The organism is Kitasatospora sp. NPDC004614, assembly GCF_042873675.1.
In the GTDB taxonomy this organism is placed as follows: Bacteria; Actinomycetota; Actinomycetes; order Streptomycetales; family Streptomycetaceae; genus Kitasatospora.
The window spans coordinates 1-23,671 of sequence record NZ_JBIALR010000023.1; the positions used below are offsets into that span (position 1 = coordinate 1).

26 protein-coding genes are annotated in these 23,671 nt (G+C 70.2%); 14 read left to right on the plus strand and 12 right to left on the minus strand.

The annotated features are described in order from the left end of the window. Positions 1-146: 146 nt before the first annotated feature. Complete coding sequence (locus tag ACFYST_RS31775; protein ID WP_387867373.1) at positions 147-965, minus strand: helix-turn-helix domain-containing protein; 819 nt, start codon at positions 963-965, stop codon at positions 147-149. A gap of 131 nt (positions 966-1,096) precedes the next feature. Between ACFYST_RS31775 and ACFYST_RS31780 the strand changes: the two genes are divergently transcribed. Next, complete coding sequence (locus tag ACFYST_RS31780; RefSeq protein ID WP_387648377.1) at positions 1,097-1,465, plus strand: VOC family protein; 369 nt, start codon at positions 1,097-1,099, stop codon at positions 1,463-1,465. A 177-nt stretch (positions 1,466-1,642) separates the two neighbouring features. Here the strand turns inward: ACFYST_RS31780 and ACFYST_RS31785 are convergent, their stop codons facing one another. The 3 genes from ACFYST_RS31785 to ACFYST_RS31795 all read right to left on the minus strand — a co-directional run bounded on the left by ACFYST_RS31785 (position 1,643) and on the right by ACFYST_RS31795 (position 5,145). Next, positions 1,643-2,413: a maleylpyruvate isomerase family mycothiol-dependent enzyme gene (locus ACFYST_RS31785; protein ID WP_387867376.1), complete on the minus strand. Its 771-nt coding sequence runs from the start codon at positions 2,411-2,413 to the stop codon at positions 1,643-1,645. A 61-nt stretch (positions 2,414-2,474) separates the two neighbouring features. Continuing rightward, entirely contained in the window at positions 2,475-3,539 is a 1,065-nt protein-coding gene (locus tag ACFYST_RS31790) for a DUF2804 domain-containing protein (protein ID WP_387867378.1), read from the minus strand. 172 nt (positions 3,540-3,711) lie between these two features. Further along, on the minus strand, positions 3,712-5,145 hold the full coding sequence (locus tag ACFYST_RS31795; RefSeq protein ID WP_387867380.1) for an MFS transporter: 1,434 nt from the start codon (positions 5,143-5,145) through the stop codon (positions 3,712-3,714). A gap of 123 nt (positions 5,146-5,268) precedes the next feature. Between ACFYST_RS31795 and ACFYST_RS31800 the strand changes: the two genes are divergently transcribed. The 3 genes from ACFYST_RS31800 (at position 5,269) to ACFYST_RS31810 (ending at position 8,008) form a co-directional block, all read left to right on the plus strand. Next, on the plus strand, positions 5,269-5,730 hold the full coding sequence (locus tag ACFYST_RS31800) for a MarR family winged helix-turn-helix transcriptional regulator (protein ID WP_387867382.1): 462 nt from the start codon (positions 5,269-5,271) through the stop codon (positions 5,728-5,730). A gap of 240 nt (positions 5,731-5,970) precedes the next feature. Further along, positions 5,971-6,747, plus strand: a complete 777-nt coding sequence (locus ACFYST_RS31805; protein ID WP_387648392.1) for a LamB/YcsF family protein — start codon at positions 5,971-5,973, stop codon at positions 6,745-6,747. 244 nt (positions 6,748-6,991) lie between these two features. Further along, entirely contained in the window at positions 6,992-8,008 is a 1,017-nt protein-coding gene (locus ACFYST_RS31810; protein WP_387867384.1) for a DNA gyrase subunit B, read from the plus strand. A 17-nt stretch (positions 8,009-8,025) separates the two neighbouring features. Here the strand turns inward: ACFYST_RS31810 and ACFYST_RS31815 are convergent, their stop codons facing one another. Genes ACFYST_RS31815 through ACFYST_RS31825 form a run of 3 tightly spaced genes read right to left on the minus strand, consistent with a single transcriptional unit; the run spans position 8,026 to position 9,852 of the window. Then, complete coding sequence (locus tag ACFYST_RS31815; RefSeq protein ID WP_387867387.1) at positions 8,026-8,727, minus strand: B3/4 domain-containing protein; 702 nt, start codon at positions 8,725-8,727, stop codon at positions 8,026-8,028. Between the two features lie 34 nt (positions 8,728-8,761). Further along, a complete protein-coding gene (locus tag ACFYST_RS31820; RefSeq protein ID WP_387648398.1) occupies positions 8,762-9,190 on the minus strand; it encodes a carboxymuconolactone decarboxylase family protein in 429 nt (142 codons plus the stop codon). After that, the gene (locus ACFYST_RS31825) at positions 9,187-9,852 is read right to left on the minus strand and encodes a class II aldolase/adducin family protein (protein WP_387867390.1); all 666 of its coding nucleotides are present in this window, start codon (positions 9,850-9,852) and stop codon (positions 9,187-9,189) included. Before ACFYST_RS31825 ends, ACFYST_RS31820 begins: the two co-directional genes overlap by 4 nt. Before the next feature lie 143 nt (positions 9,853-9,995). On the opposite strand from ACFYST_RS31825, the gene ACFYST_RS31830 reads away from it, so the two are divergent. Next, positions 9,996-10,373: a MerR family transcriptional regulator gene (locus ACFYST_RS31830; RefSeq protein WP_387867393.1), complete on the plus strand. Its 378-nt coding sequence runs from the start codon at positions 9,996-9,998 to the stop codon at positions 10,371-10,373. A 58-nt stretch (positions 10,374-10,431) separates the two neighbouring features. On the opposite strand, the gene ACFYST_RS31835 is transcribed toward ACFYST_RS31830, so the two are convergent. Further along, complete coding sequence (locus tag ACFYST_RS31835) at positions 10,432-10,950, minus strand: cupin domain-containing protein (RefSeq protein ID WP_387867395.1); 519 nt, start codon at positions 10,948-10,950, stop codon at positions 10,432-10,434. A gap of 86 nt (positions 10,951-11,036) precedes the next feature. Between ACFYST_RS31835 and ACFYST_RS31840 the strand changes: the two genes are divergently transcribed. The 7 genes from ACFYST_RS31840 (at position 11,037) to ACFYST_RS31870 (ending at position 18,154) form a co-directional block, all read left to right on the plus strand. Beyond that, on the plus strand, positions 11,037-11,645 hold the full coding sequence (locus tag ACFYST_RS31840) for a TetR/AcrR family transcriptional regulator (protein ID WP_387867397.1): 609 nt from the start codon (positions 11,037-11,039) through the stop codon (positions 11,643-11,645). A gap of 245 nt (positions 11,646-11,890) precedes the next feature. Beyond that, positions 11,891-12,352, plus strand: a complete 462-nt coding sequence (locus ACFYST_RS31845) for an SRPBCC family protein (protein WP_387867400.1) — start codon at positions 11,891-11,893, stop codon at positions 12,350-12,352. Between the two features lie 213 nt (positions 12,353-12,565). Then, positions 12,566-13,288, plus strand: a complete 723-nt coding sequence (locus ACFYST_RS31850; RefSeq protein ID WP_387867403.1) for a gamma-glutamyl-gamma-aminobutyrate hydrolase family protein — start codon at positions 12,566-12,568, stop codon at positions 13,286-13,288. Continuing rightward, complete coding sequence (locus ACFYST_RS31855) at positions 13,281-13,964, plus strand: GNAT family N-acetyltransferase (protein WP_387867405.1); 684 nt, start codon at positions 13,281-13,283, stop codon at positions 13,962-13,964. Before ACFYST_RS31850 ends, ACFYST_RS31855 begins: the two co-directional genes overlap by 8 nt. Continuing rightward, positions 13,961-15,718: an NAD(P)/FAD-dependent oxidoreductase gene (locus ACFYST_RS31860; protein ID WP_387867407.1), complete on the plus strand. Its 1,758-nt coding sequence runs from the start codon at positions 13,961-13,963 to the stop codon at positions 15,716-15,718. The genes ACFYST_RS31855 and ACFYST_RS31860 overlap by 4 nt, the downstream gene beginning before the upstream one ends. After that, positions 15,718-17,187, plus strand: coding sequence for a pyridoxal phosphate-dependent decarboxylase family protein (locus tag ACFYST_RS31865; protein ID WP_387867410.1), 1,470 nt, complete (start codon positions 15,718-15,720; stop codon positions 17,185-17,187). The genes ACFYST_RS31860 and ACFYST_RS31865 overlap by 1 nt, the downstream gene beginning before the upstream one ends. Next, complete coding sequence (locus tag ACFYST_RS31870) at positions 17,174-18,154, plus strand: DMT family transporter (protein ID WP_387648423.1); 981 nt, start codon at positions 17,174-17,176, stop codon at positions 18,152-18,154. The genes ACFYST_RS31865 and ACFYST_RS31870 overlap by 14 nt, the downstream gene beginning before the upstream one ends. A gap of 21 nt (positions 18,155-18,175) precedes the next feature. On the opposite strand, the gene ACFYST_RS31875 is transcribed toward ACFYST_RS31870, so the two are convergent. The 3 genes from ACFYST_RS31875 to ACFYST_RS31885 all read right to left on the minus strand — a co-directional run bounded on the left by ACFYST_RS31875 (position 18,176) and on the right by ACFYST_RS31885 (position 20,826). Then, positions 18,176-19,312: an FUSC family protein gene (locus ACFYST_RS31875; protein ID WP_387867412.1), complete on the minus strand. Its 1,137-nt coding sequence runs from the start codon at positions 19,310-19,312 to the stop codon at positions 18,176-18,178. A gap of 174 nt (positions 19,313-19,486) precedes the next feature. Beyond that, positions 19,487-20,290 carry a hypothetical protein gene (locus ACFYST_RS31880; RefSeq protein WP_387867414.1) on the minus strand — a complete coding sequence of 268 codons (804 nt, stop codon included), beginning with the start codon at positions 20,288-20,290 and terminating at the stop codon, positions 19,487-19,489. Positions 20,291-20,520: 230 nt separating this feature from the next. Next, complete coding sequence (locus ACFYST_RS31885; RefSeq protein ID WP_387867416.1) at positions 20,521-20,826, minus strand: hypothetical protein; 306 nt, start codon at positions 20,824-20,826, stop codon at positions 20,521-20,523. Positions 20,827-20,995: 169 nt separating this feature from the next. Between ACFYST_RS31885 and ACFYST_RS31890 the strand changes: the two genes are divergently transcribed. Both ACFYST_RS31890 and ACFYST_RS31895 read left to right on the plus strand, forming a co-directional pair. Continuing rightward, complete coding sequence (locus tag ACFYST_RS31890; protein WP_387867418.1) at positions 20,996-21,235, plus strand: hypothetical protein; 240 nt, start codon at positions 20,996-20,998, stop codon at positions 21,233-21,235. A 436-nt stretch (positions 21,236-21,671) separates the two neighbouring features. Beyond that, entirely contained in the window at positions 21,672-22,712 is a 1,041-nt protein-coding gene (locus ACFYST_RS31895; protein WP_387867585.1) for an IS30 family transposase, read from the plus strand. 249 nt (positions 22,713-22,961) lie between these two features. Here the strand turns inward: ACFYST_RS31895 and ACFYST_RS31900 are convergent, their stop codons facing one another. Then, positions 22,962-23,366 carry a RidA family protein gene (locus ACFYST_RS31900; RefSeq protein ID WP_387867420.1) on the minus strand — a complete coding sequence of 135 codons (405 nt, stop codon included), beginning with the start codon at positions 23,364-23,366 and terminating at the stop codon, positions 22,962-22,964. Between the last annotated feature and the right edge of the window lie 305 nt (positions 23,367-23,671).

Consider the following 23,671-nt stretch of genomic DNA (forward strand, 5'->3'; position numbering starts at 1 on the left):
AGCGAACGCGAATACGTCATGCTCGACCGCACCGGCCGCGTCCAGCTCCCCGCCAAGTTCCTCGCCGCCCTCGGCATGGAACACCGGGTCGCCGCAGACCTCGCCGCGGACCACATCGCCCTCCACCCGGACGACACCGACCAGGCCTAGCCCGTACGCGGCGCCGCCAGCAGGCGGCGCAGCGCGGTCGGGGTGTGGCCGAGGTGGTGGCGGGCGGTGCGGGTGAGGTGTGCCTGGTCGGCGTAGCCGAGGTCGGCGGCGAGGGTGCCGAGGCTGGTCTCGCCGGCCTCCAGGCGGTCGAGCGCGCGGGCCAGGCGGACCCGGTGGCGGTAGTGGGTGACGGTGACGCCGAGCTCGCGCGGGAACGCCCGGCTCAGCCGGTACGGGGACGCGCCGAGCAGCTCGGCCAGTCCGAGCAGCGTGCCGGACGCCGGGTGGTCGGCGGCGATCGCCTCCCGGGCGGCCGCGACCAGCGCCCGGTCCTTCGCGGCGGCCGGCCGGCTGTCCGTGCAGGGCGCCGGCCCGGTCGCCGTCCGGGTGACGGCGTTCGCCAGCAGGGCGAGCAGCTGTTCGGTGACGGCGAAGTCGACGTCACCCGAGCGGGCGGCGAGCAGCACCCGCCGGTGCGCGAGGTCGAGCGGCGGGTCTACGTAGAACGCGCCCGCGCGGGTCTCCCCCGCCGTTGCGTGCCAGAGCGCGGGGGTGACGCTGATCGCCGTGCAGTCGTCGCCGCCCGCCGGGTGCGCGAACGACTCCTCCTCGCCGGGGACGCCCAGGTAGCCGAGGCTCGGGTCGAGGTCGGCTCCCGTCCCGTCGGTCCGGCGCCGGAACCGGCCGCGCCGGACCAGCACCACCCGGTGCCCGCCGTGCACCTCGGGCGGCGACCACCTGGTGTGGTCGCTGCGGCAGGCGACGGCGCTGATGTCGAAGTCGGGCCCGGCCGCGACGGGTTGGAGGGAGAGCACTGCCGCACCGTACCCGCCGGTACTGACAACGACCGTCGCCCGCAAGGATCTTCAAGACTCGGACGGACGGGGTGGGCGAGGCTCGTCACCGGAGCCGCAGTGGCTTCGTCCCTTCCCCGAGGAGTCTCCCGATGTCCGCCCTCACCAAGCTCGCCACCATCTCGATCGACTGCGCCGACCCGATGGCGCTCGCCGCCTTCTACCGCCACGCCACCGGCTGGGAACTCACCGACAACGGCCCGGAGTTCGCCGCCCTCTCGGCCGGCCCCGACGGTCCCGGACTGGCCTTCGTCCACGTCCCGGGCTACCACGCCCCGGAATGGCCCGAGGGCGCCAAGTACCTGCACCTCGACTTCACCGTCACCGGCCTCGACCGCGCCGTCACCGAACTGCTCGAACTCGGCGCCGCCCGCCCCGAGTTCCAGCCCGGCGACGGCGAATGGGTGGTCCTCACCGACCCCGAGGGCCACCCGTTCTGCCTGGTCCCCGCCGCGAGCTGACCACCAACTCCGCTGCGAGGAGCACCCGTTCATGGCAACGATCCACCGCGAGACCCTGCTCGACACCGCCCCGGACACGGGCTGGGCCGCCCTCCGCGACTAGGCCTGTCCGGTCGAAGGGCTGACGGCAACCGTCGGCCCGCCCTCCGCGTGACGTGGGGGGCGGGCCGTCGGGCATCAGCGCTCCGGGTCCCACTCCACCAGCTGGTCGAAGACCCGGCGTTCGCCGGAGAGCTTCAGGTCGTCCAGCGGGAGCCGGCCGTAGAGCACGAGCACGATGTCGCTCGCCGAGCCCTCTGCGGTCGCGGTGCCGATCTCGCCCTCGGGAACGGGAACGAGCACGGCGCCGTCGGCGGACACCTGGTTGCGCCAGGAGCGCCCCTCGAGCGCGAAGTAGTCGGCGGTGGCGGGCTCGTGCGGCCAGGCCTCCGTCGTGGTGCATATGGTGCGGAGGAACTCCTCCACGCCGTCGGCCGCGACCACGTCCGGCAGCGGCTCGGCCGCGCCCGCGGCGAGCTGCGCGTCCCAGGTGTGCACGGCGATCTCGTGCAGCTGGCGCCGGGCCGCGGCGCCGGTGGTCAGCGGCGTCTGCGACTTGCCCCACCAGCCCCAGCAGCCGCGGTCCGGGCCGACCTCGCGCAGCGCGTCCAGCAGCAGCTCGGCGGACTCGGCGAGCCAGCCGACCAGCGCCTCCCGCTCCTCGGGCGCGGTCGCCTCGCCCACCGGGTCGGCCTTGCCGGTGGCGTCCGGCCCGGCGAGGACGGTGGCGGCCCAGGCCCGGCGGCCCACACCGATGTGCTGGGCGAGGTCGCGCAGCGTCCACTCGGGGCAGGACGGCACCGGCGCGTCGAGCGACGGCGCGGCGGCGATCGCGGCGCGGAACGCCGCCGCACGGTCGTCGATCAGGCGCAGCACATCGGCGAAGGCGGGGCCGGAGAAGTCAGTCACGTTTTCCACCGCGGATGTCTATCACCCGTGCCCACTCCTCGGACACCTATTTTTCCGGTCCTCACCAGCGCATTCGAACGTCCTCCGCCCACCCCAACAGGCCGTCCACCGCGACCCGCTGGCCATCGTCGGTGCGGATGCTCCCCCGGTAGTGGCCGAAGCACTGGTCGGTCCGGTTGGCGAGCAGCCCTGCCTCGGTGCGGACGCGCCGGTCGTGGAAGGGCGTGAACGTCAGCTCGACCTGGTCGCTGCCGGGAGTGCTGATCCGCCACGGGGCGAGCAGGTCGGCCGGGTCGTACTGCCACTCGAGTTCGGTGCCGATCTTGCTGAGCCGGCCGTCCACACAGAGCGCGTTCTCGGTCGATCCCGTCCCGACCGTCCACTGCCCGCCGAACTGAAGCCCGACCACATGCCCGTCGGTCCGGCCGGACGCGGCACCCCAGTTCCACCCGAGAGACCGCGGCCAGCGCCCCCGCCCGTGGTCGAGCACGCCCCACGCGTCCTCGTCGAACGCGTACGTGCGACCCCCGAGCCGCACTGTGCCGGTGGCCGGGCGGGCGGTGTGCTTCGAGGTGTACTGAAAGCGCTTCCCGTCCCAGGGAACGACCACCGACATCGTCTCGTGGCCGTCGGGCATCGCCACCAGCAGATCCACCTCGAGCGTCCGCAGATCGGCGGTGAGCGCCCGGGCCAACAGCCGTGTGCCGCCCGGCTCGTGACGGATCGCCACCCGGACCTGGCGACGACTGGGACGCTCCGGGCCGACCGTGAGATCCGCCCCGTACGGCCCGCCGGAACCCGCGATGCCCTCCGGCATCGCCGTGCGGCGCAGCGGCACACCGGGGGCGAGCGCGGTGCGTTCGTGGTCCTCCAGCACGCCGTGCTCGTCCCAGGCGAGGAAGTGGACGGCGTCCAGCGTGAGGAAGTCCAGGTCGCTGACGGTCAACGCGACCAGGTGCGTCGGCGTGGTCACACACCAGTACTCGAACCGCTTGGTCCGCCCCCACCCCCGCAGATTCCCCCGATGCAGCGGGGTCCGCGACCAGCCCACCGCCCCGGGGTTGAGCTCCCCGCCGGGGAGGCACAGATCGACAGGTTCCTTGATCTCACGCTCATGGGTCACCATCCGCGCACCCTACTGCGGAGATAGACCGGGAGGGTGCGAAACCAGGGAGAGCACAACCAGGGGCGCGTGGGACTGCGCGAAGGGGAACGCACCCGTCAGCAAGATCGCGACCACGACAATGACTTGCACGTGCTCGCGACCTTGCGAACCGGCCTGCGCTCGTCGCCGCAAACTACTTCGCAGCGACCGCAGGCGCCTCTTCGCTGGGCACAACCCGCAGCCCGGCCGCCCGGCGCACGCCGGGTATCGCGAGCGTCACCAGCGCGGCCAGCACGGCCGCCCCGGCGCCGATCAGGAACGCGGTCCGGAAGCCACCCTCCGACGGCAGCGTGCGCCCGTGGAAGTTGGTCGTCATGTGCGCCAGCACCACACCGATGACGGCGGACGACGTGGACGTACCGATCGACCGCATCAGTGCGTTGAGCCCGTTCGCGGCGGCGGTCTCCGAGGCCGGCACGGCCCCCATGATCAGCGCGGGCATGGCCGCGTATGCGAACGCGATGCCGCCGCTGATCAGGCAGGAGAACACCAGGACGCCCCAGGCGTGGCCCATCAGTCCGAGCGCGGCGAGGTAACCCGCGGTGATGATCACGGCGCCGACCAGCAGCGAGACCTTGGGCCCCTTGGCCCGCGAGAGCTTCGCGGAGATCGGCGACAGCAGCATCATCACCAGGCCGGCGGGCGCCATCCACAGGCCGGCGGCGACCATCGACTGGCCGAGGCCGTAGCCGGTGCTGGTGGGCAGCTGAAGCAGCTGCGGGGAGACCAGGCTCATCGCGTACATCGCGAAGCCGATCACCACGGAGGCGAGGTTGGTCATCAGCACCTGGCGGCGGGCGCTGGTGCGCAGGTCGACCAGCGGCTGTTCGGTGCGCAGTTCCCACCAGCCCCAGACGGGGAGCACGACGGCCGCGACGGCGAACATGCCGAGGGTGGTGCCGGACGCCCAGCCCCAGTCGCTGCCCTTGGAGACGGCGAGCAGCAGGGCGACCAGGCCGATGGCGAGGCCGATCGCGCCGACCACGTCGAAGCGTCCGCCGGAGCGCACCGGGGATTCGGGGACGAGCGCGACGACGGCGCCGGCGATCAGCACGCCGAGCGCGGCGGAGATCCAGAACAGGGCGTGCCAGCTGGCGTGCTGGGCGATGACGGCGGACAGCGGCAGGCCGAACGCGCCGCCGATGCCGAGCGAGGAGCTCATCAGCGCCATGGACGAGCCGAGCTTCTGCGGCGGCAGTTCGTCGCGCATGATGCTGATGCCGAGCGGGATGACGCCGGCGCCGATGCCCTGCAGGGCGCGGCCGATCACCATCGGCGCGAGCGCGTTGCTGAAGCCGCAGATCAGCGAGCCGATGACGAGCAGGGTGAGGCTGATCAGCAGCACCTTGCGCTTGCCGTACATGTCGCCGAGTCGGCCGAGCACCGGGGTGGCGACGGCACCGGCCAGCAGGGTGGCGGTGATCGCCCAGGACGCGTTGGCGGCGGAGGTGTGGAGCAGGTCCGGCAGTTGGGGGATCAGCGGGACGACCAGGGTCTGCATCAGCGAGACCACGATGCCCGCGCCGGCGAGCACTCCGACGACGGGGCCGGTGCGTGCCTGACTCATGGGGTTCTTCTCATCTCTTCGGTTACTCCGACTGCTTCATATGCATGATGCACATCATGTGTACCATACACATAGACCCATGCGGGATATGCTGCCAAAGAGCGACGCACCGGACGGAGGAGCATGCCGCACACCAAGGAACTCGCCCTGATCGAGCGGGAAATGATGCTGCTCAACCGCCACCAGGTACTCGCCACCACCCGCACCTCCGGCAGCCCGGACAGCCTCGACCGCAGCGCGTACACCCTGCTCAGCCGGATCGAGACCGAGGGCCCGCTCACCATCGGCCAGCTCGCCGAGGCGTTCGGCCTGGACACTTCGACCGTCAACCGGCAGACCGCCGCCATGCTGCGCTCCGGCCTGGTCGACCGGATCCCCGACCCGGACGGCGGGATGGCCCGCAAGCTGCGCATCACCGAGGAGGGGCTGCGCCGCCTCCACCGCGACCGCGACTGGACCATCCGAGGGCTGGCCAAGGTGGTCGACGAGTGGACGGCCGAGGACCTCGCCGGCTTCGCCGAGGTACTGGAACGCTTCAACCGCGACATCGAGAAGATCCAGGGCCGCCCCTGGCCGCGCGACTGACGCTCCGGCCCTGTTCGTTCCGCCGACCCGGGCGTCAATTCGCGCCGCCGAACGCTCCCCCGACCGCGTTGCACCCGAGTGGGTGGCGAGCGCGGCACGGCCCGGGAACTGCCGGGTAAAACCTGTCACCCGAAGCCCGGCAGCCACCACCGCCGAAACGGTCAGGCCCTACGATCACCCCCAGGAGCGGACACCCGGGGCCCCGGGTCGGACCGTGCGGGAAAGGGCGGACGAGGCGAAGTGGCCGAAACGGCGATCGATCTCAATGCGGACCTCGGCGAGGGCTTCGGCCGCTGGAGCCTCACCGACGACGAGGCCCTGCTGTCCGTGGTCACCAGCGCCAACGTCGCCTGCGGCTTCCACGCCGGTGACCCGTCCACCATGCGCCGGGTCTGCGCCCTGGCCGCCGAACGCGGGGTGCGGATCGGCGCCCAGGTCTCCTACCGCGACCTCGCCGGGTTCGGCCGCCGCGCGATGGACGTCCCGCCGGAGGAACTCGCCGACGAGATCGCGTACCAGATCGGCGCCCTCCAGGTGTTCGCCCGCGCCGCCGGCTCCCGGGTGTCGTACGTCAAGCCGCACGGCGCCCTCTACAACCGGGTCGTCCACGACAACGAGCAGGCGGAGGCGGTGGTTTCGGGCGTCCTGCGCTCCGGCGCGATCTGCGACGGCCCGCTGCCGCTGCTCGGCCTGCCCGGCTCCCGCCTGCTGGCCGTCGCCGAGGGCGTGGGCCTCCCCGTCGTCACCGAGGCGTTCGCCGACCGCGCCTACACCTGGGCCGGCACCCTCGTCCCGCGCCGCGACCCCGACGCCGTCGTCCACGACCCCGAGGCCGTCATCTCCCGCGCCGTCGGCATCGCCCGCGACGGCACCGTCACCGCCGTCGGCGGCGAGCCCATCGCCGTCCAGGCCCGCTCGCTCTGCGTCCACGGCGACACCCCCGGCGCCGCACAACTCGCCTGGCGGGTAAGGGGCGCGCTCGCCACGGCGGGCGTCCGGGTGGAGGCCTTCACCTGACGGCCCGGCGCCGCCGAAAAATTCCTCGAATTCGCCGCGCCGCGCCCGCCCGAAAACACCCCTTCCCCGCCCTCCGCGACACCCGCACGCCCCTCCCGCCCCCACCCGCGACCGTGGCGGCGGGACCCCGCCGAACCCCCCTTCAGCGCCGCTTGCGAGCCTTCGCCACACCACCCCTGACCTGGCGTTTTCCCGGATTTCCCCTAGGGTTGGGGCACTGCCTGAGCACATCGGAGGGGACACCGTGACGCATGCGTACGACGCCAGTCAGATCGTGGTGCTGGAGGGCGTGGAGGCCGTCCGGAAACGGCCCGGGATGTACATCGGCTCGACCGGCGAACGGGGCCTGCACAACCTGGTGCACGAAGTGGTGGGGTTGGCCATCGACGAGGTACTGCGAGGGAACGCACACCGGGTGGAGGTCGTCCTGCTGGCCGACGGAAGCGTGCGGGTCACCCACGACGGCCGCTACGCGTCAAGCTTGGAACGGCAGTTGACGACGATGGCACTTGCTCCCCGGAACTGGACCGGTTGCCTCGCCGGCTCGTTCGGAGTCGGCCTGTTCGTGGTCAACGCGCTCAGCGACCGGCTGATGGCGGAGGAACAGCGCGACGGGGTGACGATCCACCAGGAGTACGCCTGCGGCGAGCAGACCACCCCGCCCCACCCGACCGGCCCGGCCGAGGGCGCCTCCACCACCATCACCCTCCGGCCCGACCCGACGATCTTCGAGACGGTGGTGTTCGACCGCTCCGCCCTGGCCGCGCGATTCCGCGAACTCGCGGCAGTGAACCGTGCCTTGGACCTGATCCTGACCGACGAACGCGGCGACGCACCGCACACCGAACGCTTCCACGCCCCGGACGGCGCCCGGGAGTTCCTCGCCCACCTCGACACCGACCCGGCCGAGGCGATCGTCGTCGAACGCGAGGACGACCGCATGGGCGGGTCGATGGAGATCGCCCTCGCCCCGGCCGGCGACGGCGAGCCGCGGATCGCGCAGTTCGCCAACTCCCGTCGCACCCGCGGCGGCACCCACCTGGAGGGCTTCCGCGACGCCGTGACGGCCGTACTCGGCGCCGACGCCCGGCTGACGGCGATCATCTCGGTGAAGCTGGACACACCCGAGTTCGAAGGCGCCTGCCGCGACGTCCTCGGCAACACCCCGGTCCGAACCTGCGTCGCCGAAGCCGTCCAGCACGCCCTGGAGACCTGGCGGGACCAACACCCGGAGCGGGCAGCCGCCTTGACCGCCCGCTGACGCCGCCTGCCGACGCCTCAGACCTCGACCCGGGCCACCCCCGGGTCGAGGTACCGCACCGTCACCGCCGCACTGTGCGCCGCCACCAGCTCCTCCAACTCCGTTGCCGCCAGCACCAACTGCTCCCCGTCCGGCTGCAGCGTCTCCAGCATGAACACCGCGTCGACCGCGTGCTCCGTGACCCGGGTGCGGTGCGCGTCGCGGTGGTTCCAGTGGCGCGTGAGGACGCCCGCCGCATCCCGGTAGATCACCTCACCGGCCTTCGGCCGCTCCACCGTCTCCGGCTCCCCGAGCGGCGTGAACTCCTCGCTCCCGTCGGCGAATCCGATCACCACCTCGCCCTCCACCGCCGCCAGGTCGAACGCCCCCGCCGGCAGCCCGTGCCGGACGGACACCACGTTGTACGAGTCCACGGCGGGGTTGATCCGAGGCAGCACCCCCTGCTTGGCCATCCGCCGCCCCAGCGCATCCACACTCGGCCGAATCCGCCGCGGATTGGTCCCGAACGCCCGGTACGCGGCATGCCAGACGTCGATCCGCGCATCCCCCTCACCGGCCGGCTGCCAGTCACCACCGGCGAGTTCACCCTCCAACCTCTCCAGCGCAGCGACGGTGCCGGGCCACGGCTCCGTCCCACGAATGCCGCGCGCGGTGATGAGCGCGATCCGAACGCCGGGAAAGGCCTCGGCGACGGCGGGGTGCAGGTGCACAAGTGTCATGTGGTGGTGCTCCGTTCAGAGAGGTACTAGCAAATCAGACGAGGCCCGGCACGACCTGGCCGCCCTCACCCTCGCCCTCCTCCTGCAAGAGTTCGACGACGATCTCGATACCGAGCGCGTAGGCCGGCGTGCCCGAGGTGATGAGCGCGGTCTCGGCGACTCCGATGAGGTCGGCGATTCCGGCGCCCGCGTGGAGTGCTCCCCGGGCGTGGATCCGGGCCGGTTCGGGTCGGCCGAGAGCCAGCAACTGCCCGAAGTGGACCAGCTGTTGCACACGACCGCCGAGTGGGCTGTCGGCCAGGACGATGTGGCGCAGGGTCGTGAACGCCTCCTCTGTCGTTAGCCGGCCGAAGGCCTGGGCCACCCGCAGACGGTCCTCCACTGCGCGCGGGACGGCTCCGAGCGTCGTGCGGTAACGAGCCCGCAGGGCTTCGGAACGCTCGGCGAAGGTGTGGTCGGTCATGACGAGACCCGTGCGATCGAGGCCCGGACAGCCTCCAGGGCGCCCTCGGGGAAGTCCACGGCCCCGCCGATCGCCGCCGCGGCGATCTCGGCCTGTGCGCTCTCCTCGATCGCCACCACAAGGTGGCCGGCCGCCACCGCGTCCGGGCCGAACACCAGCAGCCCGTGGTTGGCCAGCAGGACTGCGGCTGTCGTCGGCCGCCGTTCCAGGACCTCGGCAATACCCCGGACCGACACGTCCGACCCGCGCGGCCCCCAGGGCACCACCGGTACGTCCTCGGGCTGTCCGAAGCGCAGCATCGGTTCGGTGCGGCACGGCAGCGGCCGGTGGGCCACCGCGAAGGCCGTCGCGGCGGGCGAGTGGGTGTGGATGATCGCGCCCACCTGCGGACGAGCGCGGTAGACGACGCTGTGCATGGTGATGATCTCGGCGCTGACGGACCGCAGTTCTCCCTCCAGGACCTGCCCGTCGAGACCGACGGTCGCCAACTGGTGGGGCTCCAGGTCGCGGACGAAGCCGGGGGTCAGCAGGAAGCGGTCGGCGTCGAGCCTGACGCTCAGGTTGGCGTGCCCGGAGTACGACATCACCCCCGCCACAAAGAGCTGTCGAGCAGCCTCAATGAGCTGGTGAGCCCGGTCCTTCACCTCTGCCGTGTCTGCCATCTCTCTCCATCTCCCAATTCCCTTTCGGCGGTGGCCGGTTCGCCACCGCTGCACGTGCCGCCCACTCTGCGACTTGAACTAAGGTTCAAGTCAAGCGCCGGACCGGCGCGACGGCGGAGAGAGAGGATCGGCGGAGCATGCGCATGACGATCGGTCAACTTGCCGAGATCACCGGTGTCCCCGCGTCGGCCATCCGGTTCTGGGAACGCCACGGCCTGCTGCCCGCACCCGAACGCCAGAGCGGGCAGCGACGCTATCCGCCACAGGCCGCAGAGCGAATCACGCTGCTGCGCAAGTTCCAGCAAGCCGGCCTGAGCCTGGCCGAGGTCAGAGAGTTCCAGCAGGACCAGCCGCGGCGGCAGGCGATGATCCGCGCCAAGGTCGCCGAGATCGAGCAGCGCATGATCGATCTCGACCACGCCCACCAACTCCTGACCCATGCCCTCCAGTGCGGCCAGTCGGACATCGTCAGCTGCCCGACCTTCCGGGACCAGATGGCGACCTGGAGCCACTCCGACTGACGCCCGATCGACGGCGCCCGGCTCGGCGACGCCGGAACGTGTCAGACGCCGGAACGAGTCAGACGCCGGGCGGCGGCGTCAGGCCGAAGCGCGAGATGACGTCGGGCAGCCAGTCGGGCCGCCCGAACCGGAGCCCGTACTTGGCGGCGAGCGCCGGGATCGCGTCCTCCGTCCGCGGCGGCCCGTCGGCGAACATTTCGGCCAGCTCGCGGAAGAAGTGCTCGAATCCGGCCGGACTGATGATCTCGATCATTCGGGCCGGGACGGGGCCGGCGTTCCACATCGTGTGGAGTTCCCCGCGCGGCTTGGTGATGTAGCCGCCGGAGCCCAGGACGGCTTCGCGGTCGCCGGAACGGAAGCCGATCTCGCCCTCGAGGACGATCGAGTACTCGTCCTCCCGGGTGTGCAGGTGCGGCGGCACCAGCGCCCCGACCGGGAACGGGTGCTCGACCACGGAGACAGCCCCTCCGGTGTCGGCGCCCCACAGTTTGAAGGCGACGCCGATGGAGCCGAGGAAGCCCTCGGCCCCTTCGCCCGGGCGAAGGACGGTGAGCGGCGGGGCCAGCGGTCCAGTCATGGCGATCACTCCTCGACACACTTTGGAGATACACTGGTGTTCTCCCAAAAAAGAGTCTCCACCGCGAACCCCCGGAGCGTCAAGAGTTGAGTGAACAGCAGCGTTCATCGAAATCACGCGGCTACGAGATGCGCAAACGCGCCGAGGACATGGACCGGACGCGCCGGCGCATCGTCGACGCCGCCGTGGAACTGCACGGCACCGCGGGCCCGGCATCGACGAGCATCGCGGCGATCGCCGAGCGCGCCGGCGTCACCCGGCTGACCGTCTACCGGCACTTCCCGGACGAGACAGCGCTGTTCGAGGCCTGCTCAGGACACTGGCTGTCGCAGCAGACGCCACCCCGCCCCGAGGAATGGAGCGCGATCGAGAACCCCCTCGAGCGCCTGGCGGCCGGCCTCGCCGACATCTACCGCTTCTACCGCGCGGGCGAACAGATGCTGACCCTGGTCATCCGCGACCAGCACGCCGTACCCGAGCCGATCCGCGAGGCCCGGGCGGAAACCACCAGGCACTACGTCGAGGTCCTGGCCGTCGCCTGGCCGGAAACCGACAATCCGACCCGCCGGGCGGTGATCGGCCACGCCGCGGCGTTCTCGACCTGGCGCTCCCTGTGCCGCGAGCAAGGACTCACCGACCACGAGGCGGTCGAGGTCATGGTCACCCTGGCGGGAGCGGTCGGCACCAAGCCCTGACATCAGGGCTCACCAATGAACGCGCGCCTGCCGTCGGCCCGTTGGCTTGTCCCGGGGCGGTGCCTCCGGACCGCAACTGGCGTGTCGCGTACGCGGTCGAGGATGATCGTGGGGCGGGTGCTCCCTGCGGAGACCGCCGCGACGCCTGTGACAACCTGCAGGGCATCGCACACTGCCGAGCCCGATCGTTCCCGGTCCACGAGCCGGACTCGGAAACATCGGACCCGGACCGGACGGGGGTGGACGTGCCCAGCACCGAACTGAGCCACAGCTACGACATCGCGGCGCCGCCCGCCGCCGTGCTTGCCCATCTGGCAGATCCCAAGAACTACATCGGGCTCTCCCCGCTGCTCGTGGACGTGCGGGACGTGCGGCACGAGGACGGGGTCACGCACTACGTGGCCGTTGAACGCTTCCGGTTCCTCGGACTGATCCAGCACGACAACGTCATCCGGGTCACCCTGCGCATCGACGACGCCGGGCTGCCGGACGAGGCGACGGTCAGCGGCGAGGTGGTCAGCCCGGGTGGTGTGCGGATGGACTACCGCTTCGCCGTCACCGCCCGAGGCGCCGACGGCTCCCTGGTGCTCGATCGACTGCGGCTGCACGCCCCGTTCGGCCTGCTCCGCTACGCGGCCGGGAAGGCCGGAGCAGTGCAGGCCGAACGCGGCCGGGTGCTGGCCCGGCGACTGGGCGGCGGCAGCTGACCCGGGCGGAGCCGCAGACGTCACCGAGCGCACTGCGCTGCTTCGTCGCGTCGGGCCGGACGGCGGGTTGACTACCCTTCCGCCGGACGTCCCGGGCGGGATGCGCGGCCGGCACCGGAAGCCGTCCGGTTGATCTGGTGCGGCCGAGTCGGCGTCAGCTAGCATCCCCCGTGACCGTGTTCAGTCATTTATGCGAGCTCATGGGGGCGGGTCGTGCGACCCAGAATCGGCATCACCGCGCGCTTACGCAGGTCGGTACAGAGCCACGCAGTCCACCAGGCATACGTCGAACAGGTCGCGCGCGCAGGCGGTGTGCCGATCATCATCCCGTTCGGCGACGAGAAGCTGTGCGAACCGATCCTGTCCGCGCTGGACGGTCTGCTGCTCACCGGCGGCGAGGACATCGATCCCGCCCACGCTGCCGGAACGCCCCGGCAGGAGGGGTACGACTACCACCCCGAGCGCGACGCGTTCGAGCTCCGGCTGGTCGAGTTGGCCCTCGACGCCGGGATGCCGACGCTCGGGATCTGCCGCGGCTGCCAGGTCCTCCATGTCGCGGCCGGGAACCGGCTGATCCCGCACATCCCCGACGAGACCGACGGCAGCGTCTCCCACCGGCTCTCGGTGTCCGAATCCTCGCGGCACCGGGTCGATCTCGTCGCCGGCGGTGAGGTGGCGCGGGCGTACGGGGAGCGCTCCCTGCTGGTCACCTCCTACCACCATCAAGGGCTGGCGATGCCCGAGCGGGCCGATCCGCGGTGGCGGGCGACCGCGCATTCCGACGACTCGCTCGTCGAGGCCATCGAGTTCACGGGCGACAGCTGGGTGGTGGGCGTGCTCTGGCATCCGGAGCTGCCCGCGGCACCGGACCCGGCCGGCGGTGCGGACCCGTTGATCTCCGCCTTCGTCTCCGCTGCGGGGCGCCGGAATGTTTGAGGTCCACCGGCTCGGCCCCGAGAATCTCGGGCTCATCCTCGATCTGCAGGAACGCATCCGCGCGGCCCTGGCCGACCAGACGATTTTCCAGCCCAGCACGGAGGAGTTCATCTCCTACTGCCTCGCGGACGGCGGCCATTGCTACGGCGTCTCCCACGACGGCGAAACGGTCGCGTACCGGATGGTCTATTTTCCGCGTGATCGCGAGTTCAACCTCGCCAAGGACACCGCGCTCCCGGCCACCGAGTACGACCGGGTCGCGCACTGGGACACCATCGCCGTCCTGCCCGACTGGCGCGGACACCGACTGGCCCGGCTGCTGAACACCCGGGCCCTGGCCGATCTGGTGGCCACCGACGTCCGCCATCTCTTCGCCACCAGCTCACCGCGCAACCCGCACGGGATCCGTTCGCTGATCGAGACGGGCTTCCGGCCGATCCGGCTGGTGGAGAAGTTCGGCGGAAAACTCAGGTTCCTGTTCTACCGGTCCACTCCGGCCGGCTGGCCCGAGGCCGCCGGTCCGGCGCAGGCCGTCGCTCTGGCGTCCACCACAGAGCTGGAACTCGCCTTCCAGGACGGGTGGATCGGCACCGGCATCACGATCGACGACTCCGGGCCCCGACTTGTCATGCAGAAGTGGTCTCTTCCCTCCAACGACGAAAGGTTCTTCTCGTGACCAAGGTCCTGATGGCCACAGTCACTTCAGGGCTCGAGGGTTCGGACTTCCTGAAGTCCGGAAACATCGTCCACGCACCGGAGTTGTCGCTCGCGTCGGACGAACGGGTGGTCGACTGCGCCATCCAGCACGGTGCCGATGCCCTGATCACACCTCGACGGCCCGATGACTCGGCACTGCGCCTGTGGTCGGAGTCCGTTCCCGGCCCCAAGTTCCTCTCCTACGTGACCGGCATACCGGGAGCGACCCGGCTGCCCGGCATCACCGAATTCCAGCAGAACGACACCGGCTTGGACGCCCTGGCCACGGCTCTGCGACACTGCGAGCAGCAGTTCGCCCTCGGCCGGCCTTCCGTCGGCGGCGATCCGCAGAACCGTGAGGTCGTCCTGATCGGCGCCGGGATCGTCAACCTGGTCACCGCGCTGGAGCTGACCGACAACGGCTACCACGTCACCGTGCTCGACAAGTCCCCGTCACCCGGAAGCAAGGACTGGCGGCAGTACGGCTGCACCCACGCGGGCGACGATGCCCGGATGTTCACCTTCACCGAGATGGACAGCTACAACAACCAGGACTTCCACGGCAGCGCCCCGTCCTGGTTCCGGGCACCGGTCACCGAGAACGGCTGGCTGGCCAAGAGCGGCTCCGCCCTGCCGAGTTCGGAACGGGCCTGGATCGAGGAGTTCCAGCGCGTTCCCGCCTGGCTCGCGCGGGCCTACAACGAGGACATCTTCGCCTTCACCGCGGAGGCCTTCCACGGCTGGAACCGGTTACGCGGCGACCACCCCGACCTCTTCGAGGACGCGGTGTTCGCCGAGGACATCCTGCGGCTCTACTCCGACCCGCGCGGGCTCGAGGCCGCGCTGGCCCGCCACCGCCGGATCGGCGCCGTGCGCCGCGAGTTGACGCCTGCCGAGGTCGCCCGTGACTTCCCCGGTCTGGCCCGGCCCGTCCAGGACGGGGAGCTGGCCGGTGGCCTGCTGGTACCCGGATTCACGGTGAACGTCCACAAGTTCGCCGGGAAGATCATCGCGCAGCTCGAAGCCCGGGGCGCCGTCTTCCACTGGAACACCCCGGTCCGCGGCGTACGGCGGGACGACGCCGGGCGGCTCACCGGATTCGCCTGCGACCGGCCCGTTCCCGAGACCGCACACGTCGTGGCCTCGCCGGGATTCGAGGGACAGGAACTGCTCGCCGGATCTCCGTGCGAGGGGCGGATCCACGGTGTGCTGGGCGGTTGGATCCGGATCAGCAACAAGGGCATCGACCTGACGCACTCGCTCAAGGTCGCCCGCAAGGGACACGTGACCGAGGACGCCAACGTCACGGTCGCCGTGGACAGCGACGGCCAGGAGATCCTGATCGTCGGCTCCGGCTACGGGTACGTCGGCACCACGACGGACGGCATCGACGAACGGCAGCTCGCGGCGATGCGGGAGGGCATCCGCGACACCATCGAGCGGCTGTTCCCCGACCGGGCCGAACTGCCGGAATCCTCCGACCCGGCCGAGAACTACGCTTTCAAGTTCTGCGTCCGCCCCTGGACCGCGACCTCACTGGGCCTCTACCACGCCGAAACCACGGTGAACGAGCGCCTGTTCATCATCAACGGCGGCCACAACACCGGCGGTTTCGCCCAGGCGCCCGCGATCGGCCGCGCCGTCCTCGCCTCGCTCCGCGGCGAGCCGCACCCGATGCACGCGCTCTACCACCCGGAACGCTTCACTGCCTTCATCGAGGGAGAAAACCACTGATGGGCAACCTCGATCCCGCCGACTGGCAGGAGTTCCGGGACCTCGGCAAGCGGATGATCGACGACATGGCCGACTACCTCGAGGGCGTCCGTGACCGCCCGGTCTGGCAGCCCGTGCCCGACAAGGTCCGCACGGCCCTCGACACCGAACTGCCGCGCAGCGGTACGCCGATGGCCACCGTGTACGAGGAGTTCTGCGAGTCGATCCTGCCGTATCCGCGCGGCAACATCCATCCGCGCTTCTGGGGCTGGGCCAACGGCTCCGGCGTGCCCATCGCCGCCTACGCCGATCTGCTCGCCTCCGTCATCAACTGCACGCTCGGTTCGGGCGAGAACGCGGCGATGCTGGTCGAGCGGCAGGTGATCGAATGGCTCAAGCAGGCCTTCGACTGGCCCGCCGAAGCCTCCGGGGTGCTGACCAGCGGCTGTTCGATGGGTCAGATCATCGCCCTCGCCGCCGCGCGCCAGGCCGGCGGGAGTTGGGACATCCGTCGCCACGGCAACCTCGGCGGTCCGCAGCTCACCGTCTACGGCTCCGTCGAGACACACCACTCGTTCGAGAAGGCGGCCGAACTCCTGGGAATCGGACGGGAGTTCTTCCGCCAGATTCCGGTCGACCGGGACTTCAGGATCGACCCGGCCGCGCTGCGCGACGCGATCCGGCGCGACCGCGAGGCGGGGTTCCATCCGCTGTGCGTGGTCGGAAACGTCGGCACCGTCAACACCGGTGCCATCGACCCCCTGGAAGAGTTGGTGGCCGTCACCCGCGAGGAGGGGCTCTGGCTCCATCTCGACGGCGCCTTCGGCGCGTTCGCCTATCTGCTGCCGACCCACCGACGGCTGCTGGCATGCCTGAACCAGGCGGACTCGCTCGTCTTCGATCTCCACAAGTGGCTCTATCTGCCGTTCGACGCCAGCTGCGTCCTGGTCAACCGGCCGGACGGCCTCGAAGCGGCCTTCAGCTCGAACGCGGACTACATCAGCCGGACCGACCGCGGCCCCGCGGCGTACGAAGTCGCGTTCTCCGACCGGAGCATCGAGCAGTCCAGGCGTTTCCGGGCACTGAAGGTCTGGTTCGCGCTCAGGACACACGGCCTCGACGCCTTTGCCGACGCGATCTCGGGCAACATCGCGCAGATCTCCCACCTGACGCAACTGGCCGACGCCTCAAGCAGTCTGGAGGTCGTATCCCGCAGCCTGCTGAACATCGCCTGCCTGCGCTACGTCTGGCCGGACGCCGAGGCGGACCAACTCGACCGGGTCAACCGGGAGATACTGTCACGGCTCCAGGTCGGTGGCTTGGCGATGCCCTCGCACACCGTCATCGACGGGAAGTTCGTCATCCGAGTCGCCAACAACAACCACAGGACGACAGTGGCCGACATCGAATTCCTGGTCGACCGGATCCAGGCGATCGGCGACCAGCTCACCGACCGTCCGCCGAAGGCCCCCGCAGGTGATTCCCGTTAAGGCACCCAACTACTCGATCGGCCTCCCGGCGGCACTGGCCGCGACCGCCCTGTGGGGATTCACCTTCCTCGGGCCCGCCGCCATCGCCCCGGTCAACATCTACTACCTGGTGGTGGGCAGGTACGCGGTCTTCGGCCTGATGTCGATGGCCGTCCTGGCGCTCAACCTCGGCAAGGCACGGAGGATGGGGGCGCGGAGCTTCCTGAAGGCCATGCACCTGGGCGTGGTCGGATACATCGGCTTCTACCTGCTGCTGTCCCTGTCCGCCACGATCGGCGGCGGAGTCCTCGCGTCCACCCTGACGGGCCTGATCCCCGCGATGGTCGCCCTGGCCTCCAACGTCTTCGAGAAGGCGCTGAGTTGGCGACGGCTCCTGCTGCCGACCCTCATCGTCTCCGGCGGTCTGCTCCTGGTCGACCGCGGCTCCGCGGCCGACCGGGCCGGCGGCTCCGCGAACCACATCCTGATCGGGATCGCCCTCGGCTTCGCGGCCTGCCTGGCCTGGGCCTACTTCGTCATCGTCAACGGAATCATCCTCAAGCGCGCCAAGGTGCCCGTCGACAACGCGGTGTGGACCGCCAGCATCGGCCTCGGTGCGTTCTGCGGATCCACCCTCCTGATCCCGCTGGCCCGATCCGGCAGCGGCCCCTCGCCATTCGCCGACCCCGGCACCTTCTGGCCGTACCTGGGCTGGTGCGCCGCACTGGCGCTCCTCGGCTCCTGGTGCGCCACCTGGTTCTGGAGCGCGGCAACGAAACGCCTGCCCACGACGATCATGGGCCCGATCATCGGAATGGAGGCCGTCTTCGGCGTGGTGTTCAACCTCCTGTGGCAGCACCGCCTGCCCGGCTTCTACGAACTCACCGGCGCCCTGCTGGTCGTGACCGGCGTCTTCCTCTGCGCCTACCTGTTCAACCGCGCGGCGGCCGCACCACCACCTGTGCTCAGGGCGGCCGAGTCGCCTTGATCCTTCACGCCCGGCCGCCCGTCAACCGGCCGACCGGGACGTCGCTCTGTGGGTGCGTTTGGCCAGCAGGCCCGCGAGCAGCATGACGAGCAGGCTGATTCCGACGCCGCAGAACGTCCACAGCACCCGGTAGCCCTCGGCGGCGTAGTCGGAGGGCTGCGGGAGGTCCACCAGAACGAGAACGCCCGCGGCGATGGCCGCGCAGTAGAGCGCGTAGTTCCAGAAGCGAATCGCCGCGCCGTGCACCAGCAGTACGAGTGCGACCACTTCGAGTCCGCGTAGGACGGCGAAGAATCGCAGCCCGTGCTCGCTGGTGGGAATCAACAGCAGCAGCGCAGCCGCGACCGCGCCGATCAACGCGCCGGTCAGCCGCTGCGCAGAGACCAGCGTGGCCTGCTCCAGATTCGGCTTCATCGCGACCATGGCAGCGATCGGCATCCAGTAGCCGTGCGACAGGTCCAGCCCGAAGGCGAGCGCGACAGTGCCGGCGATGGCCAGGGCGCGGATCACCGCGAACATGATCAGCGGCCGCGTCAGTTTCCGGCGCGAGGTGTCGCCCGGGAATTCCGTCACCGGCTGGGGCCTGTCCACGCGTCCCTGAATCAACCATCCGGCGAACGTGACGACGATCCACAACGCCGAGCCACCTGCCCAGGCAACCGTCTGGGCCCAGGTGTAGCTGGTGATGCGCGCGTGCTGATGGAAGCTGGAGGCGGCGCCGAGGGTGATGATGAACCAGAGGTTGAGGAGCATGGCGGTGACGAACCTTCGCGTCCCGTACGCGACCGCCAGGCCGGCCACGAGGGTGACCACGAAGGCCGCGAGCACCAGCCAGCCCCAGGCGTCCCCGCCGATGCCGAACCCGAGCGCGGTCACCCCCGCACCGATCAGGGCGAAGACGGCGATGTGCGACACCCGGCCCCGGTAACTGCCGCCCGGGTCGTCCAGCGCTGCGAGCAACAGGCCGAAAACCGCGCTGAGCAAGTACTGCTCGTACCCGATCGCCCAGAAGACGACCAGCGGCACCAGCGCGACATCGAGGAACATCACCGCCCGCGGCCAGTTCAGGCCCGCCGGGTTGAGTGCGAACACTTTCGAGAGCCCACTCGTGATCCTCCGGCGGGCCGGCTGTCCGGCTCGACTGCTGGTACCGGTCATGGACACCCTCTCTCTCGCGGCATTTCACCGTTCACGTCACTTCAGGCGCATTGTTCGATCCTCTCGGCGTTGCCGTGCGGCGGCCCGCCGGGCCGTCCGTGACGAGGTCCTGTTCACCCGGCGCTGTTACTCGTGCGCCCCCAGATGGTTCAACCCTGAGACGGGTACGGACACTCAGGCGGCTTCCTCGGTGCGCTCGGGCAACAGCAGCACCGCGCCGATCAAGAAGCACACCGCGCCGATCAGTGTCTGCGTGTTCGCCCGGTCGAGGTTGTGAACCTGGCCGGTCACCGGGCTGACCCAGCCGGCCACGGCGGAGACTCCGAACGCGATGGAGCCGATCAGATTGACCAGCGTGATCCACCAGGCCCAGGTTCGGGGGCGCCAGGCCAGCCACCCGTGGCAGGCCTCGTACCAGGCGAGCGCGCTGGCCACCAGGAAGCAGACCGAGCCGATCGCGTCGGGCCGCCACACATGCCGGTGTGCCGCCTGCGCGGAGAGGTTGTCGGCCATGGCGAGCGCGGTGCTGACGTTGAAGTAGACGGTCCCGAGAAGTTGGACCGCGGTGGCCCACCAGTCGATCCGGCCGGGCTGGACGACGAAGAAGCGTCGGCGGCGAGGATTCTGCGCCGGTAACGAGGCGTCGACTGCCTCCCGGTAACAGAGGAACGAAGCCGTGGTGAAGAACAGCGAACCGACGAAGTAGGTGATCGCGTCGCCGCGCGACGACCCGAACGCATTGGCGTACCCCGGGATCGAGCCGACCGCGAACAGCAACGACCCGACGGCGAACAGGACGGCGATCCACCATCCGCGCGCCGCGGGCGCCCACCACGTCGATCCGGCGGCCGGCTCCTGGTGCTTGCGGTGGCGCCGCGATCCCCGGCGGACGAGCACCCCGTTCGGGCCCACGTGCTCCACGAACGTCAGCGCGGCACCGCGGCCCCGACGCCGACCGGCCTTCTGTCCCCCGGTCATCACAGCGACCTGCCCGTTCGCCTCATCGCTCTTCTCCCTCACCCTGCCCCGGGACCGTGCGCCGCCGACGCCGCCCTCGTCTCCCTGGCCGGACGCCCTGCGCATCCGCCACCGTCTCACCGAACTCCAGAAGGCGCTGGACGAATTCGACGACGGTCGGCGGCGAATGGCCTGTCGCAGACTGAGTCATTCAGGCACTCCGCCCAAGGGGGCTGTGGAGCCACTGCTGGTCAGCCGGTGGCTCGCAGTGCGTTGCGGTCCGGCTGCGGGAGCCACCAGTCGGTGGCCGGGGGGCGGTGCCAGTGGTGGATTCGGGCGTAGGTGTGGGTGAGTTCCAGGGCCTGGTTGACGGCGGGGTTCGTGGTGGTGGTGTTCCGGACGGCGTGCCAGGGGTAGAGCGGGACGGAGTCTGTCAGCGGACGGGCGGTGAGGCCCTCGGGCAGGTGAACGGTGGCCAGGCCGAAGGCGGGCTGGCGCAGTGCCTGGACGGCGGCCAGCGCGGAGGTGCGGCCGTGCCCGCGTACGCGGGTCGCCACGGTCAGGCCGAACGCTTCGACAGCCTGGTCGACCCAGTCACGCCACTCGGCGGACTCGTCGGCGGTGTGGAGCAGGAGGGGTGTTCGGCGAGGACGGCGAGCGGGACTTCGGCCACATCGAGGCTGCCGCCGAGCCGTCCCGCCGTCCCAGACCGGCGCGGCCAGCGGCATGAACGCCAACATCCGCACCATCGGCGGCGCGATCGGCAGCGCGGTCGCGGCCGGCATCCTGTCCTCCGGGATCACGGCCACCCACCCGTTCCCCCGCGACAACGGCTACACCAGCACCTTCTGGTTCCTGACCGTCACCGCACTGCTCGCCGCGGCAGCAGCCTTCACCATCCCCGCGGCCAAGCGGGCACGAAGGCTGCAGGCCGTGGGCGAACCCGAGCACGCCACTGCGAGCTGAGCCCGGAACACGAAGAAGGCCCCGACCACTGCTTGGGTTCTAACGGTCCTCGCAACACCAGTGATCTGTGGGAGTTGCGAGGACCGTGGGCGTTGGACGTAGTGATCTTGCTGCGGTGCGGGAGCGGTTCTTTGCGCGGCTGGATGTCGTAGGCAGCGTGACCGTGGCAGCGGGTGAGGTCGGGGTGAACCGGAACACCGCCTTCACCTGGGTACGGAAGGCCGGCCGGAAGTCGGAGGGCCCGCCGCGCCGGCACTCTGGACGGGATGAGTACGAGCGGCTCCGGGCCACCGGTGTCGCCCGCCGGGCTGCGGCCCGGCAGGCCGGCGTGAACGAGCGCACGGCCAGGGACTGGGACCGGGGCGTCAAGAAGACCCGCCACACGCGCACCTACCCTGGGGGGCGCCGCGTCGACTACCGGGCGGGCACCGTCACCATGTCCGGTGTGACAACAGCACCGGTCGGCTTGCGGGCCCTGGAGAAGCAGCTCCACCCGCGGTTCCTGACGCTCGTCGAGCGCGAGCAGATCCGCGATCTTCGCGCGGCGGGCCAGTCGCTGAGGGCGATCGGACGGGCCCTGGGGCGGCCCGCGAGCACGGTCAAGCGGGAGATCGACGCGAACTCGGGCGTCGCGGGCTACCGGCCCTACCAGGCCCACCGGGCGGCGGCGGCGCGCCGGCTCCGACCCAAGGACCGCAAGCTGCTGCGCGAGGGGCGACTCCGGCACTTCGTCCAGGACGGACTGCGCAGGCGGTGGTCACCCGAACAGATCTGCCACGCTCTGCGGAGGGAACATCCCGGCGACGAGAGCATGTGGGTGAGCGTGGAAACGATCTACCAGACGCTGTATCTCCAGGCCCGCGGCGGCCTGAAGCGGGAGGTCCAGGCGGCCGTCCGCACCGGTCGCACGCGCCGCAAACCGCGCCGGAATCCCGAACGGCGCACTTCCCGGTTCATCGACCCGATGGTGATGATCAGCGACCGCCCCGCCGACGTCGAGGATCGGGCCGTGCCGGGCCACTGGGAAGGCGACCTGATCGTCGGCGCGGGCGGGCGCTCCGCGATCGCCACCCTGGTCGAGCGCAACACCCGCTACACCATGCTGGTTCACCTGCCGGGCGAGACCCACGACGCCGAGACCGTTCGCGACGGGCTCGTCCGCGCCGTCCAGACCCTGCCCGAACACCTGCGCGGCTCCCTCACCTGGGACCAGGGCCCCGAGATGGCCGGCCACAAGCAGTTCAGCATGGCCACCAACATGCCCGTCTACTTCTGCGACCCGGCCTCGCCCTGGCAGCGCGGCTCGAACGAGAACACCAACGGGCTGCTGCGGCAGTACTTCCCGAAGGGCACCGACCTGAGCGTTCACGGTCCCGAAGACCTCGAACACGTCGCCCAGGAACTCAACGGCCGCCCACGCAAGACGCTCGGCTGGGATACCCCAGCCGAGCGTCTACGTGATCTACTCACCGTCTGAAACCAAGCGGTGTTGCGACGACCCCTTGAACCTAAGCTGAGTCGGGGCCTTTCGTTTGCCCTGGCGGGCGAAGGCGGAGGATACGAGATTCGAACTCATGAGTGGTTCCACACCCCGGTCGCCATGCAGCGAGTTGCGAAGTCGCCTTCGAGCCGGGGCGCCACGCTCACCGCTCCCCGGCATCACTCATTCGTGTTCAGCAGTCAGGATGACAAGAGCTCACTGAATGAATCGAGCCGGACTCCTCACCTACGGCTTCACATCGAGACGCACGAGCGCGCCGATCTCGACGAGTTGGTCCGGCAGCGCCAAGTCGGAAACGCCCATGACCGTGCTGGTGGGGCGGCGCTCCCCGAAGTACTCGGCGTGGAGGCGTGCTGTCGTGTCGAAGTTCTCGCGCAGGTTTCGCACCAGAACCGTGGTCTCTACTATCTGGCTGCGCTCGGCCCCGAACTGCTTCAGTACCAGGTCCAGATTCTCCAGCGTGGTGCGGACCTGCAGTTCGAAGTCGTCGGCACCCACGAAAGTGCCGTGACGGTCATGGGACAGCTGCCCCGACACATAAACCGTGTCACCGACCTGAGTGGCCTGACTGTATCCGTACAACGATTCCCACGGCATGCCGAACCCGAATGCCTTCACCTGAGTACTCATGACTCACTCCTTTGATACAACTTGTGGGCCGCCGGCTGCGGACAGGTCCTTACGCGAAGAATTTACGGGTTCGTGTAAACGGTGATTGTCCGGCAGCGCCTTCGAAGTGTTCTTCGTGCGCACAAAATTGGCTGCGTCGGGCCCCTTCGGTCGCTGGCGTAATCTACGAACCGGCCTCCGCCTTTCAGTGGGGTTCGGCTGAGAGCCAGGCTGATGACGTCAGCGGTGGATCGTGGGCCAGGCGAGCAGGTCGATGGTGGTCAGGGACAGTCCGGTCGATCAGTGGGTTGGTCTGCTTCGTTCGA